Annotated in this window: 16 protein-coding genes; 10 read left to right on the top strand and 6 right to left on the bottom strand. The window is 54.9% G+C overall.

Translation table 11 applies throughout. The features are described from left to right. Positions 1-206: 206 nt before the first annotated feature. Entirely contained in the window at positions 207-1,112 is a 906-nt protein-coding gene (locus G461_RS25045; protein ID WP_051333734.1) for a LysR family transcriptional regulator, read from the top strand. 11 nt (positions 1,113-1,123) lie between these two features. On the opposite strand, the gene G461_RS0120745 is transcribed toward G461_RS25045, so the two are convergent. Beyond that, positions 1,124-1,450: a hypothetical protein gene (locus G461_RS0120745; RefSeq protein ID WP_026973289.1), complete on the bottom strand. Its 327-nt coding sequence runs from the start codon at positions 1,448-1,450 to the stop codon at positions 1,124-1,126. A 283-nt stretch (positions 1,451-1,733) separates the two neighbouring features. Then, a complete protein-coding gene (locus G461_RS0120740; RefSeq protein ID WP_026960718.1) occupies positions 1,734-2,147 on the bottom strand; it encodes a phosphate-starvation-inducible protein PsiE in 414 nt (137 codons plus the stop codon). Positions 2,148-2,434: 287 nt separating this feature from the next. Between G461_RS0120740 and G461_RS0120735 the strand changes: the two genes are divergently transcribed. From G461_RS0120735 to G461_RS0120720, 4 genes are all read left to right on the top strand, one after another. Beyond that, a complete protein-coding gene (locus tag G461_RS0120735) occupies positions 2,435-3,736 on the top strand; it encodes an inosine/guanosine kinase (protein WP_026973288.1) in 1,302 nt (433 codons plus the stop codon). Positions 3,737-4,034: 298 nt separating this feature from the next. After that, a complete protein-coding gene (locus G461_RS0120730) occupies positions 4,035-4,760 on the top strand; it encodes a nucleoside recognition domain-containing protein (protein WP_026960721.1) in 726 nt (241 codons plus the stop codon). Next, positions 4,760-5,221: a YjiG family protein gene (locus tag G461_RS0120725; RefSeq protein ID WP_026973287.1), complete on the top strand. Its 462-nt coding sequence runs from the start codon at positions 4,760-4,762 to the stop codon at positions 5,219-5,221. The genes G461_RS0120730 and G461_RS0120725 overlap by 1 nt, the downstream gene beginning before the upstream one ends. An 86-nt stretch (positions 5,222-5,307) precedes the next feature. Beyond that, positions 5,308-6,429, top strand: a complete 1,122-nt coding sequence (locus tag G461_RS0120720) for a M20 family metallopeptidase (RefSeq protein ID WP_026973286.1) — start codon at positions 5,308-5,310, stop codon at positions 6,427-6,429. A gap of 69 nt (positions 6,430-6,498) precedes the next feature. Here G461_RS0120720 and G461_RS0120715 read toward each other — a convergent pair whose 3' ends face one another. The 4 genes from G461_RS0120715 to G461_RS0120700 all read right to left on the bottom strand — a co-directional run bounded on the left by G461_RS0120715 (position 6,499) and on the right by G461_RS0120700 (position 11,476). Then, positions 6,499-6,828: a PepSY domain-containing protein gene (locus G461_RS0120715; RefSeq protein WP_026973285.1), complete on the bottom strand. Its 330-nt coding sequence runs from the start codon at positions 6,826-6,828 to the stop codon at positions 6,499-6,501. 164 nt (positions 6,829-6,992) lie between these two features. Continuing rightward, positions 6,993-8,852 carry a CBM96 family carbohydrate-binding protein gene (locus G461_RS25040; RefSeq protein WP_051333733.1) on the bottom strand — a complete coding sequence of 620 codons (1,860 nt, stop codon included), beginning with the start codon at positions 8,850-8,852 and terminating at the stop codon, positions 6,993-6,995. A 5-nt stretch (positions 8,853-8,857) separates the two neighbouring features. Further along, the gene (locus G461_RS0120705) at positions 8,858-10,366 is read right to left on the bottom strand and encodes a DUF1800 domain-containing protein (RefSeq protein WP_026973284.1); all 1,509 of its coding nucleotides are present in this window, start codon (positions 10,364-10,366) and stop codon (positions 8,858-8,860) included. 207 nt (positions 10,367-10,573) lie between these two features. Further along, positions 10,574-11,476, bottom strand: a complete 903-nt coding sequence (locus G461_RS0120700; RefSeq protein ID WP_026973283.1) for a LysR substrate-binding domain-containing protein — start codon at positions 11,474-11,476, stop codon at positions 10,574-10,576. A 106-nt stretch (positions 11,477-11,582) separates the two neighbouring features. Here G461_RS0120700 and G461_RS0120695 point away from each other — a divergent pair, with 106 nt between their 5' ends. The 5 genes from G461_RS0120695 to G461_RS0120675 all read left to right on the top strand — a co-directional run bounded on the left by G461_RS0120695 (position 11,583) and on the right by G461_RS0120675 (position 18,038). Continuing rightward, positions 11,583-12,929, top strand: a complete 1,347-nt coding sequence (locus tag G461_RS0120695; protein WP_026973282.1) for an aspartate aminotransferase family protein — start codon at positions 11,583-11,585, stop codon at positions 12,927-12,929. Next, positions 12,929-13,756: a beta-keto acid cleavage family enzyme gene (locus G461_RS0120690; protein ID WP_035480943.1), complete on the top strand. Its 828-nt coding sequence runs from the start codon at positions 12,929-12,931 to the stop codon at positions 13,754-13,756. Before G461_RS0120695 ends, G461_RS0120690 begins: the two co-directional genes overlap by 1 nt. 188 nt (positions 13,757-13,944) lie before the next feature. Next, positions 13,945-14,919: a TAXI family TRAP transporter solute-binding subunit gene (locus G461_RS0120685; RefSeq protein WP_026973280.1), complete on the top strand. Its 975-nt coding sequence runs from the start codon at positions 13,945-13,947 to the stop codon at positions 14,917-14,919. A 91-nt stretch (positions 14,920-15,010) separates the two neighbouring features. Next, positions 15,011-17,599: a TRAP transporter permease gene (locus tag G461_RS0120680; RefSeq protein WP_026973279.1), complete on the top strand. Its 2,589-nt coding sequence runs from the start codon at positions 15,011-15,013 to the stop codon at positions 17,597-17,599. Between the two features lie 10 nt (positions 17,600-17,609). Beyond that, positions 17,610-18,038 carry a universal stress protein gene (locus G461_RS0120675; RefSeq protein WP_026973278.1) on the top strand — a complete coding sequence of 143 codons (429 nt, stop codon included), beginning with the start codon at positions 17,610-17,612 and terminating at the stop codon, positions 18,036-18,038. Positions 18,039-18,049 lie beyond the last annotated feature (11 nt).

The raw sequence follows: 18,049 nt of genomic DNA, 5'->3' as shown, positions 1-18,049 counted from the left end.
GTCAATAACTTAACGATTCCTAGCGCGAGTGAGCCTGGGGGGCTTAGGCCCCTTGGGCTTATTCTGCTTTGCTCGAGAATGCTAGTTGCCGGCCGACAACCTAGGATTAAAGGAACCTTTCGCTAGCGAGTGAGAATTTTATTTATATTTTACTCACCGCTTTTTGCGCTGCAGGATAGCCGACCCACTGATAACAAGGAAGCTAAGTGGACTTCGCCAAATTCGATCTTAATTTGCTTCGAACCCTGTTGGTATTGCTACAGGAAAAGAACACGCATAAAGCGGCAGAAAAACTGCAAACCAGCCAACCGGCTGTTAGCCGTTCGCTGGCAAAGTTGCGTGAAGAATTGGACGACCCACTGTTCTTACGACACAGCCGTGGCCTCAAGCTAACCGAACGCGCGGAAGAGCTGGCGCGCACCCTGCCCAAAGCCATCCACGAGCTGCAGCGCAGCCTGGAAGGCGAAGTATTCAACCCTCGCGGATTCAAAGGTCACTGCCGGATTGCGCTCAACGCCTATCTGGCGGAAACCCATGGCTATGCCATCTATGCCTTTCTGCACGAACACTGCCCTGAACTGCAAGTAGAGCTGCATGCCTATTCGAGTAATACCCGCGAGCGCCTGTTGAGCGGAGAGCTGGATTTTGCGCTGAGTTATTCACCCAAGAAAATCAGTAAAGACCTGTGCTACGCAACGGTAGCCACCCAGCCACATGGCGCCATATGCCGAGCCGACTTTAACCCGCAGATCAACAGTTTGAATGTGGAACAGATGGCAATGCTAAACCTGGCAGCATTGATTATCCCCGAGTTCAACGACGAGCAGCTATTTGTGCAGGCGATCAGTGGCATCCACTACCACCCGCTGTTTCGCGCCCAGCATCTCAACTTGGTGCTACGTGCAGTGCAGCAGCAAAACCTGGTGCTGACCGCACCCGCCAGCCTGCTCGATAAACTCGACCCAAAGCACTACCGCTTTGTGCCCATTTACCACAAACAAGCCCAGCTCACTGCCGAGCTCAGCTTGATGTTCGACACCTCCCACTATCGCTCACCTAAGTACCTATGGCTGGAGCAGAGCCTGCGCCAGTTACTAGCCGAGCAAGCGTGAATGGGGGGCGCTTAGTAAAGTGCCTCGCTCAAGAGCCAGTTCACCATGACCGGTTGACGTGGCTCACGGTACTTCATTCGCTTGTAGATGAGGGTTCCCAGCATCAACACGTTCGCCGTCAATACTAAAGAGCTGGTCACCATCAGCATGGGGTCACCGACCACCAGTACCGTATAGCTCCAGCCGAGGATGGCGTTGCATTGGAACATGCTCCAGCTGACCAAAGAGATATCGTTAGCCGCGCTCTTGGTACGCATCAAACGGATAATCTGCGGGGTGAATGAGGCTAAGGCCACCAACCAGCTAAAGGGATAGAGAAATAAGATCAGATTTTCCACGGAGACCTCCAAAGTACAAAGTACGCGGCCGTCCGGGGCAAGCGAATTGATAGAATGAGCAAAAAACAGGCGATAAATTATGCCCACTTAGGAAAATTGTAAATTGATCCAGATCACACTTTATCCGCTCACTATTTAATCACACCCAAAGCTGACAAAACTGCAATCTCTCCAGTACTTCTTCCCTCTCCTAAGCGCCAGTGGCTTAATGTGTCTAGACCGTCCCACCGACAAAAAAAGGAGCCATCAGGCTCCCTTTCTCGAACAGCAACATAGTCTTCGCTTAGTTGTCTTCGTCGTCTTCGTAAGGCCAGTAGTGGTGGCCGATGCGGATGATCATGGTCGAGGCAGCTAGCACAAACGCCGCCAGTGACAGCCAGATGATGTACACCCCATCGAGCTCTTTCATGCCCAAGGTGATGTAACGGGCAATCGCCATAATCGCGATGTACAGCGGGTAACGTACTGGAATTTTCCCGTAGGCGACAAAGTGATGCACCATCGCCAAGACTTCCAGATAGATGAACATCAACAAGATGTCTGACAACAAGATGTCACGGTAGATGATGATGTTGTAGACCTCGTTCACCATCGCCACCAAGGTAGCAATGGTAATCGCGACACAAATCGCGGCTTCCATAATGTTAAACAAGCCAATGAACGGCTTTTTCAGGGTTTTAGGAAACTCGGATGGCATGATAAAGCAGCGCCCCTTTCAAGATTAAGTTATGACGGAGTGTTACAAATGAGGCGCGATTTTAACAAATGATTACAGAACACTCTATCGGTTTCGCATAGCCTAACGGAATATATAACTACCTAAACGGTATTTACCACCATTTCACATTAATCTTAGCCCCTTGTTAGAAGATGGCTTTTTTTCTAGCAACTGTCTCAAGCTATGGTAGAATCCCGCCCCCGCGGCCAAAAGCGCGGCTACACTGCAAAATAAAGCTCACTGATTACCAACAAGCGATCGCTGCAATGAGATTTCCAGGTCAACGTAAGTCGAAACACTACTTCCCAGTAGAAGCCCGTCAGCCCATCAACCCACAAAGCGCCCCAGTGAAGGCACCGGTTCGCACCCATATCTGTGGTGTCGAGCAGACCCTGGTTGATATTGAAGCCAAAGTCGATGAGCAATTTATTGCCCGGCATAATCTGGTGAAGGGCAACTCCCTACTGATCGACGATGAGGCAGCCCACCGCCTCTACAGCGAGCTCAAAGAGCACAACCTGATCAGCGCTGAGCATGCCGGAGGCACCATCGGCAATACCCTGCACAACTACTCCACCCTGGCCGATGGTCGCTCGGTGATGTTTGGGGTGATGAGTGAGAATATTCAGGTGGGCGGCTATGCCTATCGCTACCTGTGCAATACCTCATCGCGGGTCGACCTTAACCAGCTACAAGCGGTAGACGGCCCAATTGGTCGCTGTTTTACCCTGATTAGCGGCTGTGGTGAGCGTACCTTCGCCATCTCTAAAGGGGCGATGGACAAGCTCAAGCCCGAGGCCATCGATAAAGCGTTGGTCCAAGAGGGCTCTGCACTGGTGGTATCGGCCTACCTGATGCGCTCTGGCGGAGACCCGATCTCCGAGGCGGCCATGCAGGCCATCGAATACGCCAACGCAGCTAACGTGCCGGTAGTGCTGACCCTTGGCACCCGTTTCTTGATTGAATCTGACCCGCAGTTCTGGCGTGACTTTATCACCCAGCACGTAAGTGTACTGGCGATGAACGAAGAAGAAGCCGAAGCGCTGACCGGTGAGAAGCATCCGCTGAAAGCCTGTGAGCAAACCCTACAATGGTGTGATTTGATCCTATGTACCGCAGGCCCAGAGGGACTGTATATGGCAGGCTACACCGATCAGCAAAACGCCCGCGAGACCACCCACGACCTGCAAAGCAACGGCGTTGCCGACTACAATCGCTTCGAGTTCTCACGCCCGATGCGCCAAGCCGACTGCGAGCAGCCGCTCAAGGTCTACTCGCACATCTCGCCGTACATGGGTGGCCCGGAGAAGATCCACAATACCAATGGCGCGGGCGATGGCGCCCTCTCAGCGCTGCTTCATGATATTGCTGCCAACACCTTCCATGCTGAGAACCTGCCTGCCTCGGTGAAGCACAACTTCCCTTGTCTGTGCTACTCCTCGTTCTCACAAATTTGTAAATACGCGAACCGGGTTAGCTATGAGGTGTTGAACCAACACAGCCCCCGTTTATCTCGTGGCTTGCCCGAGCGTGAAGACAGCCTCGAAGAGGCCTATTGGGAACGTTAATCGGCAAAACACCGCTCGCGCAAAATGTAACTCCAAGCTATTGATTGATATTAGTCATTACCACTAATCAATAAGTTATCACCGCTAACAGGGTCAAGATCTCATGCTTGGCCCTCACCTCCAAAGAGATGGGCTTTCAGAACAGAAAATTGATCCAGATCAAGCCAAAAAAAGCTCAAATGGAGAGAATATCGCCAGCATCATATTCTGCTATCGCGTTACCAAGATGGAATTTTGTTTGAAAGAAGGCGCTTTCTGACCGATTCAGATAAAAACAACCACCATCGAGAGTAACAATATGAGTAACTCCACTGACCGTAAGGTCTCCATCGGCGCCTATATCGCTCTGGCGGCCGCGATTATCTTCTTCTCTGGCTTGCTTCAGGGTAAAGGCGCACTTAGCGTATTCGATTTCAACACCCTGAACGGTAGCTTCGGTACCATGGCTAACGCTGTCACCGAATCTGCAGACGGCATCAACGTCACCACCACCACCATGCGTGGCGCAGGCGGTTTCGGTGCACGTGACGGCTTCATGTTCGCCCTGACTCTGGTTCCTACCGTTATGTTCGCAATGGGCATGATCGCGGTATTCGAACACTACGGTGCCCTGGAAGCGGCTCGTAAGCTGCTGACTCCTCTGCTACGCCCTCTGGCTTCTATTCCAGGCTCGACCGGTATGGCGCTGATCGCATCTCTGCAAAGCACCGATGCAGGCTCTGCAATGACTCGCCAGCTCGCTGACGACGGTGAGTTGACCAAACGCGAAACTGACATCTTTGCGATGTTCCAGTTCACCGCAGGTGCAACCATCGTAAACGCCTTCTCTTCAGGCGCGGTACTGTACACCCTGACCAACTCTGCGGGTGAGTCTGTAGTACCTACCTCTATCGCATTTGCTGTAGGCATCATGTTCATCTTCAAATTTGTAGGTGCCAACCTGTTCAAGCTGTACCTGAACCTGACCGAAGGTAAAGCAGGTAAGAAAGCTGTTGAAACTGCTATCGAAGGGGAGAAAGCCTAATGTCTACCGCTAAAAAACCAATGATTACCGATATCTTCGTTGCTGGCGCTAAGAAAGGCTGGATCATCGCAAGTACCTCTACCGTACCAAACGTACTGATGGCCTTCGTGATCATCGCAGCACTTCAGCTGACCGGTGCACTGGAGCTGATGGGTAACGTGTTCTCTCCAGTTATGGCTGTGTTTGGCCTGCCGGGTGAAGCTGCCGCAGTTCTGATCGGTGCGTGGATGTCTATGGGCGGCGCAGTGGGTGTTGCTATCTCACTATTCGACGCTGGCATCATGACCGGTGAGCACATCGCAATTATGGTTCCTGCCATCTACCTGATGGGCTCACAGGTTCAGTACCTGGGCCGTATCCTTGGTCCTATCGGTACCGAAGGTCGCTACATTCCAGTGATGATCGTTATCTCTGTGATTAACGCCTTCGCTTCTATGTTGCTGATGAACATCATCATCTAAGCGAACGCCTCGCTTACACCAATGATTACAGGGGGTAGTACTACGGTGCTGCCCTTTTTTTCCAGACCTCTACTGGAGTATTAAGAATGAACTTTTCGTTGAATGAATACCTGGACGAGCTGCGTCCACTGATTAACGTAGACTGCGGTACCTTCACCGTTGAAGGCATCGAGGTTATCGCTAACCTGATGGCGGGCAAATACCAAGACCTGGGCTGGGATGTAAAACGCATCGACTGTGGCCCTGCCGGTACCGGCCTTGAAGTACGCAACAAGCCTGAAGCTGACCACGTTGACATCATGTTCATCGGTCACATGGACACCGTATTCCCAGTGGGCACCGCCGCTGAGCGTCCAATGAGCGTTGAAGGCGATCGCGCCTTTGGCCCGGGTGTTGCCGACATGAAATCTGGCCTGCTGAACGTGGTTTACGCCCTACGTAACCTCGACGCTAGCGTGCTAGACAAGCTGTCTATCGCAGTATGCATGAACCCAGATGAAGAAACCGGTTCTGCTCACTCTGCTGAGTGGCTGGCTGGCGTGGCGAAAACCGCCAAGCAAGTACTAGTAGCAGAAGCGGCGCGCGCTGACGGCTCACTGGTTAAAGCCCGTAAAGGCATGGCGCGCTACCGCATTAGCTTCCACGGTAAAGCAGCGCACGCAGGTAACGATCCAACCGCAGGTCGCAGCGCAATCACTGAGATGGCGAACTGGGTACTGGCGATCAACGATATGACCGATCTAACCACCGGTACCACCTTCAACACCGGCGTAGTAAAAGGCGGTGAAGGTGCCAACATCGTGGCTGATTTCTGTGAGATCTTTGTTGACGCCCGCTACTGGGACAACGACGAGTTCAACGGTCGTGACGCCCTGCTGCGCGCGATGACCGAGAAGCCATTCGTAGACGGTGTACGCATCGAGCTAGACCGCGAAGCCTACAAGCCGTCGATGGTTCCTTCTGAGCAAACTGAAGCGCTGATGGAAACCGTAGTCGCTGCTGGTAGCGAAATGGGTCTGGACATCACTTTCCAAGAAGTAGGCGGTGGCTCTGACGCTAACCTGACCGCTTCTATGGGCATCCCTACCCTTGATGGCCTTGGCCCAGCAGGCGGCGCTATGCACAGCGCAGACGAGTTCCTGGAGCTGAACACCATCGAAGAGCGTATCAACCTACTGATGCGCGTTGTGACCAAGCTGGCCGGCTAAGCGCTGCTAGTTATCGTGTCCTAATGCAAAAAGCGGCCAGTGGCCGCTTTTTTTACACCTTGCGCTCTGCTAGTCCACATCTCCCGCAACACCCTCATGGGAGAGGTCGCCAGAGAGCTCTGCTTGCACCTCAGCCAAACTCTCTTGTTCCGCCGCAACGATCTTGCCGCTGGCCGCATCCACCTCAACCTCATAGGCGTTGTCGCCGAGTTTGATAAACACATCCCACTGGGTATCGGGCTCGTCAAAGCGAACGCCCAGCACCTCCACGCCTAGCTCAGCCAATGCCGCTTCTACCGCTTGCTGCTCGGTGATCAGTGCGTGGTCAGCCGCATAGGCAGTGCTGTTGAACACTCCAAGGGTCAGTCCGGCTGCGGTAAGTAGTAAGGGGGTTCTCATGGGGTTCTCCTCTCTTGGGTTTGGCCTCTCCTGGGTTTGGCCTCTGGTTTTAGCCCCCTGTTTTAGCTAGGGCAATCGCGTGAACCAGAAAGTCTAGTAGAGGCCGCCAAAAACGCTTAGCGCTTGCGGCCTCAACCCGCCATTGAGTGCTTACCATTAAGTGCTCAATAGTTGAAAACCAAACGCGCCATCAGCTCCGGTGCCGACTCTTTAGAGGCAAACCACAGATGGCTTTGATCTGACCAGGCACTGCTGACCGAGACACACAGCGACAACAGCGATGTGTCTGCTGCGTTTTGTGCCAGCGCAGTGATATCTAACTCCACCCATTGCTCGCTGTGATCGGTAGTCACCTCGCTTACGCTGCGCCCAGCGCTGCTTACCCCAGGGCGAGTCAGCCAAGTCAGGCTCTGTTCATCCCAACCGGTCGATGCCTGAGAGACCGAGACATCGCGGCTAGCGTCTCTGCCCACTTGTACCACATACAAACGCAGCAACAGTTGGCGTACCGAGGCAAGCTTCTCATTGCTTACATCGAACTTGAGGTAGGCCTCGCGCTGGTAGTCAATGGCGCCACTTTTGACCATCAGGTTCTCCCCGTCATAGTTCTGCTCACTGTACTGGCCATTTCGGACAAAGCAGTCTTCCAACACCAGCACGGTGGACGAGGGCAATCCCTCACCGAGGAAGCCCAGATAGCGACTCGGGAAGGGGTTATCGTTGTCCGGGTGCAGCGCCGGAAACAGCAGGTCGATACTGGTCTCGGAGAGGCCCAGCCAACTACAAAGCGTGGCTGCCATCTGCTCGCTGGAAAGCGCTGGGATAAACTTGTTATCGCGGGCATCCACCCCATCGCGCACAAACTCGGGGTAGCGGCCAAAGGCCTTGCCGGGTCGATTGAGCGGCCCGCCCCACACCAGCTGGTTACCGCCCCAGCCATGGTCGGTACCGAGGTTGCCGTTGTTTTGGATGGTGCGGCCAAACTCGGACAGGGTAAAACTGACCACCTGCTGCTCTAAACCGGCTTGCGCCAGGCTATCGTAGAATGCGGCCAGCGCTTCATCGATGCGCGCCAGTCGATCCTCATGACCGGGGCGCTGGTCGCTATGGGTATCGAAGCCGCCCATCTTGACGCAAAATACTTGCCGCTGATGGCCCAGCGCGGTGGCCGCATCCACCATTCGCTTCACCGTGCGCATCTGCCGCCCGATATCAGTATCGGGGATCGATTCATCCTCGGGGAAGGCGGCAAACAGCGCATCCAGCTCAGACTGAAAATCGACAATCTCTTGGACCACCGACAAATACTCTTGGTAGAACGCCGAGCCCCATGGCTTATCCAGCATCTGTTGGATATTGTCTTTGATGGTGTTCGATTGAGCGCTCGCCTCTATCGCGCCAACCTCGCCATCGCTTAGCTCCAGTGGCGTCACTCGCTGGCCCTGCAAGATCACATCGTTACGCACCGCCAAGCTGTTCGATAGCACCGGCTGGTCCACACCATTAAGCAGGTCCAAAGCCATCCCCAGCCAGCCAAAATCATGGTAGCCACTGCCATTCCAGCTTCGTTGCCAGACATCTTGCTGGCTGTTATGCGCCCCCAGACCGGGCGGCCGGAGCACCGAATCAAAGTTGTCTTTATCGGTGGGCTCAATCAGTGTGCCCACGTTAAGTAGCGCGGTGGCCCGCCCCTGAGCAATCATTTGCGCCAGCTTAGGCATGGCTGAGGTCAGACGAACGAGTTGCCCCTGCTCATCAGTAAATCCGGGGATGTCGAGGATCTCAGAGGCGGTGAGATGCACATTCGGCCGCTCCAACACGTAGTTGTCGTAGTTCGGCCCCTCAGCGGGTAGCAGCATATTGAACGAGTCGCTACCGCCGGGAAGAAACACACACACCAGAGCCTTGTAATCATCGCCCTCTGCGGCCAACGCACCGGCGGGCAAGGTGAGCGCAAACGGCGCTATGGAGTAACCAGACAGGGCAGCGGCCCTTTTTAGAAAGCTGCGACGAGAAATATCCATAGCCATCACTCCATCACCATAAATTCTGGCGAGAAAACGGTAAAAAAGATGATCTTCCAGACCGCATCTTGTCGCCGATTCTCCGAGTGGGCCTCGCAGATTGCCTGCAGCCGCTCGGTGAGCTGGCTACTCATCTCTCCATTTAAAAAGGTTGCCGCTAGCAGCTGGAAGGCATCCGCTAAGCGCCACTCTTCAATGGCGTTCTCCAGCTCCAACGGCGCAATGTACAACTCGGTTTTGCTGTTGCTCTTGTTGCGGTCTTGGCCATAGGTTCGGGCCAGTTTGTAGAACACATTGGACAGCTTGATGCTTTGCGACCAGTTAACAATCTTAAACTCTGGGGCTGCCAAGCCATTATCCGCCAAGTCGCCCTGCGGGCTGTCGTCGGGTTGGTAGAAGTTAAACACCGAGTCGGCCCCCAGCGGGTACTGCTGGCAGCTCTCGGTGTAGTTCATGCTGTTATAGACGATATCGCCACCGCCTTTGGGAAAGGCCTCCAAGGCACGATATACGTAACACAGCGCCAAAATCGGTTCGCGCAGCTTGGCCACATGCAGGTCATGCTCAAGCAAGGTCTCGGGATCGGTCAAAATCGCTCTGACCACCGCCTCCAAGTCGCCACGGGTGTTGGTAAACACCTCGGCAACCCGCTGCACATAGGCCGGCCGTGGGTTGGAACTAACCAAACGCTGGATCAGCAAACGGCTAATGTTCGGCGCGGTGTTGGGGTGGTCGAGCAAGATCTCCAACACAACATCCAGCTCCTCATCGGCCCCCAAGTTCGCCGATACCATCTTGCCTAGCACCTGCTTCTCGCCCATATCGTGCCAGGCATCATGGGCAACCATCGGTGCGGTCATGCTATCGCCATCGGCGAACCAGCCGGTAAAGGTGCGTGACAGCGCTTCTATGTCGTTGTCGTCGTAACTGGGGATGGGTTTGCCATTGCCGTCCAGCTGTTGGCTGCCATCGGGGTTGAGGCGATACAAGCCAATGCTGAACAGCTGCATCACTTCCCGGGCATAGTTTTGGTCCGGGTCGACGCCACTGGCCTGCTTCGACAGGTTGCCAACAAAGGTGAGGTAGTGGCCCATCACCGGTGAGCGACTTACATGGTAGAGCAAGCTTTTGTAATCGCTAAAGGCGTGCTCTGAGAGCAAATCGTAATAATGTGCTAAGGCCAAAGGGTGGGCGGCCAGGTTGGCATCTTTATCACTCACCACCAGAATCTGACTGAGTGCAAAGGCCACCCGTTGGCGCAGCTGCGCACTGCCCCACAGGGCGATATCGAACCAGGCGCAGACCCGCATATCTTGACTTGCTTGGGCCTCGCCACGCTGCTGCTGTTGGTATTGGGTGCGCTCGACATGGCGCTGGTAGTCAATACTGACCTGCTCAGAAATCCACGCCTGTCGGTCGTCCAGGCTGAGCAAGTCTTCCAGCTCTTGCGGCTTCACCCCCATGGTGGCCATATCGAGAAATCGGGCTGCCTGCCGAGTGGTTAGTCCTTCCATAAGATCCTCTCTAGTTATGACGGTTACATCCTTGAACGTCAGATATCTTTAATGCGCGGTTGTCGAACAAAATTCGATCCCGAAAGATAATCGACGCCTTGCTAACTATAGAAAGAGCAGACCTGATAAAGATGATTTATCGGTTAAGAATTCATTGGTACTGACAATATTATTGATACATTTCTCATTTCAGACCACGTAGCCACTTCAAACACTGGCGCTCAGTTGCTGTTTCAGCCACTCACTCAGCCGGGCCAGCGTCGAGTTGCTGCGCCGATACTTAGGTACCAACAAGTAGTAGCCATAGCCGCTGGCAAAGGACAGCTCCAGCGGGTTGATCAGCTCGCCACTCTCCAAACACTCCTTCACCAAAAAGCGCGGTAGCAACCCCAAACCCTGCTGCTTGCGGATCGCCTCCAAGGAGAGGAAGAAGTGCTCGAAGCCATTGCCATAGCGCGGAGGGTGCGGCAGGCTCTCACCGCTAAAATAGGTGGCCCAGAACTGCATCCACAGCTGCGGGCGGGTGATGTGGCGCAGCAGCGGAAACTCGAAGATATCGCTGACCTGCTGCAAACGGTTGTGGCTAACTAGCGCCGGGTGGGCCACCAGCACCAGCTCTTCCTCGCACAATAGCTCGGCGCTTTGGTAGTGCTTGGCCATGGGCAGGCAGCGGATCACCGCATCGGCCTCGCTGTCTTCAAAGGAGAACGGGCCATCCCCCATCTTCAGGTTGATGTCCAAGGCGGGAAAGCTGGCCTTGAGCGCGTTCAAGCGCGGGATCAGCCACAGCGAACTTAGCGAGGGGATGGCATCGATGTTCAGCAGTTGTCGGCTCCCCGCCTCTTGGATCAGCCCGGCGCTGGCATCCTCAATCAGCCGCATCGCCTGTGAGATATTGGGCAAGTAGTTGTGGCCGGCTTCGGTTAGCGCCAAACCCTTACTCTTGCGCTCAAACAAGCGCTGCTCAAGAAAGCTCTCCAGTACGGCGATCTGCTTACTCACCGCGCCCTGAGTGACATGCAGCTCTTGCGCGGCCTTAGAAAAACTCTGGTGACGCGCCGCCGCTTCAAACACCCGGAGTGCATTTAAGGGAGGAACCCTGGACTTCATCGACTCTATCCATGAGCAAAAGGAATACCACTGAGAATAAATCACTTGTTCCCAGCGCTCAAGCAACGGTAAAACAAAGCCTTAACGCGTAACGGAGCTTTTTGCGATGAGTCATGTATTCCAACGACACTGCCACCACGCCCTGCCGATTGCCAGCCAAGGCGATGGCATCTATCTGATTGACTCACAAGGTAAGCGCTACTTAGACGCCTGCGGCGGCGCAGCGGTGTCCAGCCTCGGCCATAGCCATCCGGCAATCCGCGAAGCACTGCATAAGCAGATAGACCAACTGGCCTTTGCCCATACCGGCTTTTTCAGCAATCACCCCGCCGAAGCGCTGGCGGAGTTTCTGGCCGACAAAGCGCCCGGCCAGCTTGAGTATTGCTACTTTGTCAGTGGCGGCTCAGAGGCGATGGAGAGCGCGCTAAAGCTGGCCCGACAATACTTTGTGGAACGTGGCGAGACCCAACGCAAACGCTTTATCGCCCGTCGCCAGAGCTACCACGGCAACACTTTGGGCGCTTTGGCCGTTGGTGGCAACCAGTGGAGACGCGCCCCGTTCTCGCCGCTGCTGATGGAAGCGGAACATATCGCCCCCTGTTATGCCTATCGCGACAAGCTCCCCGATGAGAGCGATAGCCAGTACGGCAAACGGGTGGCTAATGAGCTGGAGCAGCGCCTATTAGAAGTCGGCCCGGAGAGCGTGATTGCCTTTGTTGCCGAACCCGTGGTGGGCGCGACCGCCGGCGCCCTGCCGGCTGTTGAAGGCTACTTTAAACGGGTGCGTGAGATCTGCGATCACTACGGCATCTTACTGATTCTCGATGAGGTGATGTGTGGCATGGGCCGCTGCGGTGAGTGGTTTACCCACGCCGCAGAGGGAGTTGAGGCTGATATCGTCGCGGTAGCCAAGGGCTTAGGGGCGGGCTACCAGCCGGTGGGGGCAACCATTGTCAGCCGCGATATCTACCATACCGTGGCCAGTGGCACGGGCTACTTCCAGCACGGCCATACCTATCTAGCCCATGCCTGCGCCATGCAAGCCTCGCTGGCGGTGATGCAAACCATTGAGCAGCAAAACCTGCTGGATGCGGTGAAACAGCAAGGCGAGTACCTGCAGCAGCAACTGAGCAAGGCCTTTAGCGACCACCCCCACGTGGGCGATATTCGCGGGCGCGGGCTATTTTGGGGCCTTGAGCTGGTAGCCGAACGGGCCAATAAAACCCCCTTCCCAGCAAGCAGCGGATTGGACAAAAAGATCAAGGCAAGCGCCTTTGCCAAAGGGCTGATGTGTTACCCCAATGCTGGCACCATCGATGGCCAAAACGGCCACCATATCCTGCTAGCACCGCCGTTTATTATCGAGCAGGCACAGATCGACGCGGTAGTGGCCACCTTAAGCGAATGCATCGACCAGCAAACCCGTATGGCAGCCGCCGAGAAGGTGGCCTGATGAACCAGCCAATTGCGATTATCGTCGCCCCCAATGGCGCGCGGCTCGACAAACAGACTCAACCGGCGGTACCCATCAGCCCACAGGAAATCGCCAATGAGGTGCAAGCCTGTACAGCAGCAGGCGCTGCAATGGTGCATCTGCATGCCCGCGACAGCGCCGGACTACACAGTCTGGAGGTTGCCGACAATCAGCACGTGATTGAGGCGGTCAGGCAGCAAGATGGCGAGGTTATCATTCAACTGACCACTGAAGCGGTCGGCCGCTATCAGCCGGAGCAGCAGCGCCATCTCATCGAGACACTCAAACCCGAGGCCGCCTCAGTGGCGCTGCGCGAGTTGCTGCCCGACGCCAGCTATCAAGATAGCTTCGGGCAGTTCTGCGCGTGGGCCCTGCAGCAACGGATCTTCTTACAGTTCATCCTCTACAGCGAGCAGGATATCCAGCACTATCTGGCCTTGCGTAGCGATGGCATCATTCCTGCAAACGGTCATCACCTTTTGTTGGTACTGGGCCGCAGCAACGAGGGCCTGCAACCTCAATCGCAGCAGCTAGAGCAGATTCAGCCTTTGATTAAGCAGTTTGGCGACATCCGCTGGGCGGTATGTGCCTTTGGCCTACAAGAGCTGCCATGCTTGCTGGCCGCCGCCAAACTGGGCGGCGATGTGCGTATTGGCTTTGAAAACAACATCTATCAGCAAGGCGGTGAGTTAGCGCTCTCTAACGCCAGCCAGATAGTGACGCTGCAGGATCAGCTGGCAAAGGCAGATATCGCAGTCCTTACCAGCTGTCAAATGCGAGAGCTAATTGCTTGTTCTTGGTCATAAAAATAGGATTGATCACAGACTTGACCATGAAAATATGCAGCAAATATCGTACAAAGTAGGCAGGCAAACTATTCTTGAATACTATGGCGGTCGATTAGCCTTTAATTGACCTATCCGTTAGTAGTTAATGGCATTGCCGGGTCACTATTTTTGTGTGACTTACTAGGAGTAAAAATAAGGGATTAATTATGCGAACATTTAAGAGTTACGTAACTGCAGCAAGTCTTGGCGCCCTATTCAGTTTGGGTGTTGCAGCTCCATCGCAAGCTAATGATTTCATTACCATCGGTACCGGCGGTGTTACCGGTGTCTATTACCCCACTGGCGGCGCAATCTGTCGCTTGGTGAACAAAGACCGCAAAGAGCACGGCATCCGCTGTTCAGTAGAAAGTACTGGTGGCTCGGTTTACAACATCAATACCATTCGCGCTGGCGAGCTAGACATGGCGGTAGCCCAATCTGACTGGCAGTACCACGCCTATAACGGCACCAGCAAGTTTGCTGACGCGGGCGCTTTTAAAGAGCTGCGTTCAGTCTTCTCTATCCACCCAGAACCCTTCACCGTGGTTGCCCGTGCCGACTCTGGCATCAAAACCTTCGACGACCTGAAAGGTAAGCGCGTTAACATCGGTAACCCTGGCTCTGGTCAGCGCGGTACCATCGAAGTATTGATGGCTGCCAAAGGCTGGACCAACGACGACTTCGCTCTGGCCTCTGAGCTGAAAGCTGCCGAGCAAGCCAAAGCGCTGTGTGATAACAAAATCGACGCGATGGTATACGTAGTGGGTCACCCAAGTGGCGCCATTAAAGAAGCCACCACCTCGTGTGATAGCGTGATCGTAGAAGTATCAGGCCCAGAAGTAGACAAGCTGGTTGGCGATAACGACTTCTACCGTAAGGTAGCGGTACCTGGCGGTATGTACCGTGGCAGTGATGAAGATGTGATGACCTACGGTGTGGGTGCGACCTTCGTTTCTTCTACTGCTGTTGATGACGAGCTGATTTACCAAGTCGTTAAAGCGGTATTCGAAAACTTCGATTCCTTCAAGAAGCTACACCCAGCCTTTGCCCATCTGAAAAAAGAACAGATGGTTAAAGACTCGCTAAGTGCCCCTCTACACCCCGGCGCACTGAAATACTACAAAGAAGCAGGATTGCTTTAATCCTCTTGCACCACACGGCGGCTAGTCCGCCGTGCCTCTTTGGGCCTGATCTTCAGGCCCTTCCACTTATTTAAGCTAGCGGGATCGACTGATGAGTAATTCCGAACCCTCCCAACAGCCTGCCAACAACGACAACGAGGTTGAAGAGCTACTTAGCTCGGAAACTGGTAGTCGTCAGTTGACCGGCCCAATGGGCAAGCTGATTGTCGGCTTGTTGATCGCGTGGTCAGCCTTTCAGCTTTGGTACGCTTCGCCCCTGCCATTTATGTTGGACTTTGCCAAGTTCAACGAGGATCAGGCGAAGTTTATCCACTTGGCCTTTGCCACCTTCTTAACCTTTTCTCTGTTTCCAGCCAGCAAACGGGCCAACCATAACAGCATCAGTATTCTCGATATGCTGCTAGCCATTGGCGCGTCTGGCTCGTGTTTGTACCTGTTGATCTTCCGCAACGAGCTGGCCCTGCGTATCGGTATCCCCAGCACTGGCGATTTAGTCTGTGCGGTGGTGGGTATGGTCTGCCTGCTGGAAGCGGCGCGCCGGGCGCTCGGTCCACCGTTGGTGGTGGTCGCCGTAGTGTTCCTCACCTACACCTTCGCCGGCCAGCACATGCCGGATGTGATTGCCCACAAGGGCGCTAGCCTCAACAAGGTGGCCTCGCACCAATGGCTGACCACCGAAGGGGTATTTGGTGTTGCCTTGGGAGTATCCACCGCCTTTGTATTCCTGTTTGTACTGCTGGGGTCGCTACTTGACCGGGCAGGTGCAGGTAACTACCTGATTAAGCTGTCGTTCTCGCTGCTTGGCCACATGCGCGGCGGCCCGGCGAAAGCAGCGGTAGTCTCCTCGGGCCTGAGCGGGATTATCTCTGGCTCATCGATTGCCAACGTGGTGACCACCGGTACCTTCACCATTCCACTGATGAAGCGAGTCGGCTTTCCGGCCTCCAAAGCCGGAGCGGTAGAGGTTGCGGCCTCCACCAACGGCCAGCTCACCCCACCGATTATGGGCGCAGCCGCGTTCTTGATGGTGGAGTATGTGGGCATCCCCTATATCGAGGTGATCCGCCATGCCATCTTGCCATCGCTGATCTCCTACGTGGCACTGTTCTACATCGTGCACCTCGAGGCCTGCAAGCTGAACATGAAGGGCATTCAGCGCCTGAATCGCCCCACCATCGCCCAGCGTATGCTCTCGTGGTGTAGCTCCACCCTCATCATGTTCGCCTTAGGCGCAGTGGTCTACTACGGCTCGACCTTCCTGGAAGATACCCTCGGCGGCACTGGCTACCTGATTATGATGGTGGTGATGCTAGTGGGCTACGTACTGCTGGTGCGCCTGTCGGCCAAGTACCCAGATCTAGCCGAAGACGACGACAGCATCGAGCTAGACCACCTGCCAGAGCCCAAGCCAACCATCTGCTCAGGCCTGTATTTTGGCCTGCCGATTGTGGTGCTGCTGTGGGCGCTGGCGGTAAAACAGTACTCGCCGCAAACCTCGGCTTTTTATGCCGTGGTCTCGCTGATTGCCGTGGTGCTAACCCACAAACCGCTTAAGTCTTGGTTCCGCAACGAGACCGAGTGGCTGGCGCAGTTTAAGGTGTGCTGGGACGACTTTATCGACGGCATGATTCAAGCCGCGCGCAATATGGTCGGTATCGGTATTGCCACCGCCACCGCTGGCATCGTGGTTGGCACCGTGACCCTCACCGGTCTGGGCCAGATGATGACCGAGTTTGTGGAGCTTATCTCCGGCGGTAACCTGCTGCTGATCCTGATCTTCACCGCGATGATCTGTATCGTGCTGGGGATGGGTCTGCCAACGACCGCCAACTATATCGTGGTCTCGACCCTGATGGCGCCGGTGATTGTGTCTTTGGGCGCGCAAAACGGGCTGATCGTGCCACTAATTGCAGTGCATCTGTTTGTGTTCTACTTCGGGATCCTCGCCGATGACACGCCCCCGGTGGGGCTGGCGGCGTTTGCCGCCGCAGCCATTGGTCGAGCCGACCCGATTAAAACCGGTATCCAGGGCTTTACCTACGATATCCGTACCGCCATCCTGCCGTTTATGTTTATCTTCAACACCCAGTTGCTGTTGATTGATATCGTCTCGTTCTGGCACCTGATTATCACCATCTTTAGCGCCACAGCGGCGATTCTCTGCTTCTCGGCCGCCACCCAAGGCTACTGGTTTGTGAAGAGCCGTTGGTGGGAGTCACTGGCGCTACTGCTGATTGCCTTTAGCCTGTTCCGCCCCGATTTTTGGTGGGATCAGATCTATCCGCCATCGCAGCAATTGCCGCCGAGTGCCATTACCACCGAGGTGGAAAAACTCAACAAGGGCCAGTTTATTCAGCTGAAGTTCGAGGGTGAAACCTTGGAGGGCGCCGAGGTCAAACGTACGGTATCGCTGCAGCTGGAAGAGGAAGTCGGCAACGCCGAACAGCGCCTCGAACAGATGGGGCTGATTTTACGTCAGGAAGAGGAAAGCTGGCTGGTCGACTTAGTGGTGTTTGGCAGCGCCGCCGAGAAATCCGGTGTGGATTTCGACTGGATCCTGACCGGCATCGAAAAGAAAGCGGATCGGCCAGACAAAGAGTGGGTGTTTATCCCCACCCTACTCATCTTGTTCTTGCTGGCGTTTAACCAACGCCGCCGCATGCAACCCGAACCAGCATAAGGAGCTAACCATGTACCGTACAATTCTGGTTCCGGTAGACCTGTCGGAGGATGGCTTCTCCGACAAGGTGATTAAGCAAGCCGCACAACTGCTCGATAACGATGGGCAACTGTGGCTGCTTAATGTGGTACCCGGGTATCAAATGCCAATGGTGGGGTCGTTCTTCCCCAAAGGCAGCTTTGAGCATTTTGGCAAGGTGGCCAAAAAGCAACTCAAGGAGTTTGCCGACAAACACCTTGGCGACAGCGGGCTCAACTACAGCATGCTTGTCAAAGAAGGTAAGCCTGCCGATGTGATCCTCAAGTACGCGGCTAAGCACAAGGTAGAGCTTATCGCCTTGGCCAGCCACAAGCACTCGCGCGTCAGCGAAGGGATGCTCGGCTCGGTCGCCAACAAGGTGGTATCGCGCGCACCGATACCGGTGTTGGTAGTCAAATAAATTGTGGGGTA

This window comes from Aliagarivorans marinus DSM 23064, assembly GCF_000429485.1.
GTDB classification, from domain to species: Bacteria; Pseudomonadota; Gammaproteobacteria; order Enterobacterales; family Celerinatantimonadaceae; genus Aliagarivorans; species Aliagarivorans marinus.
Note: the sequence above shows the minus strand (reverse complement) of the source record. Positions and strands in the feature narration are given on the sequence as shown.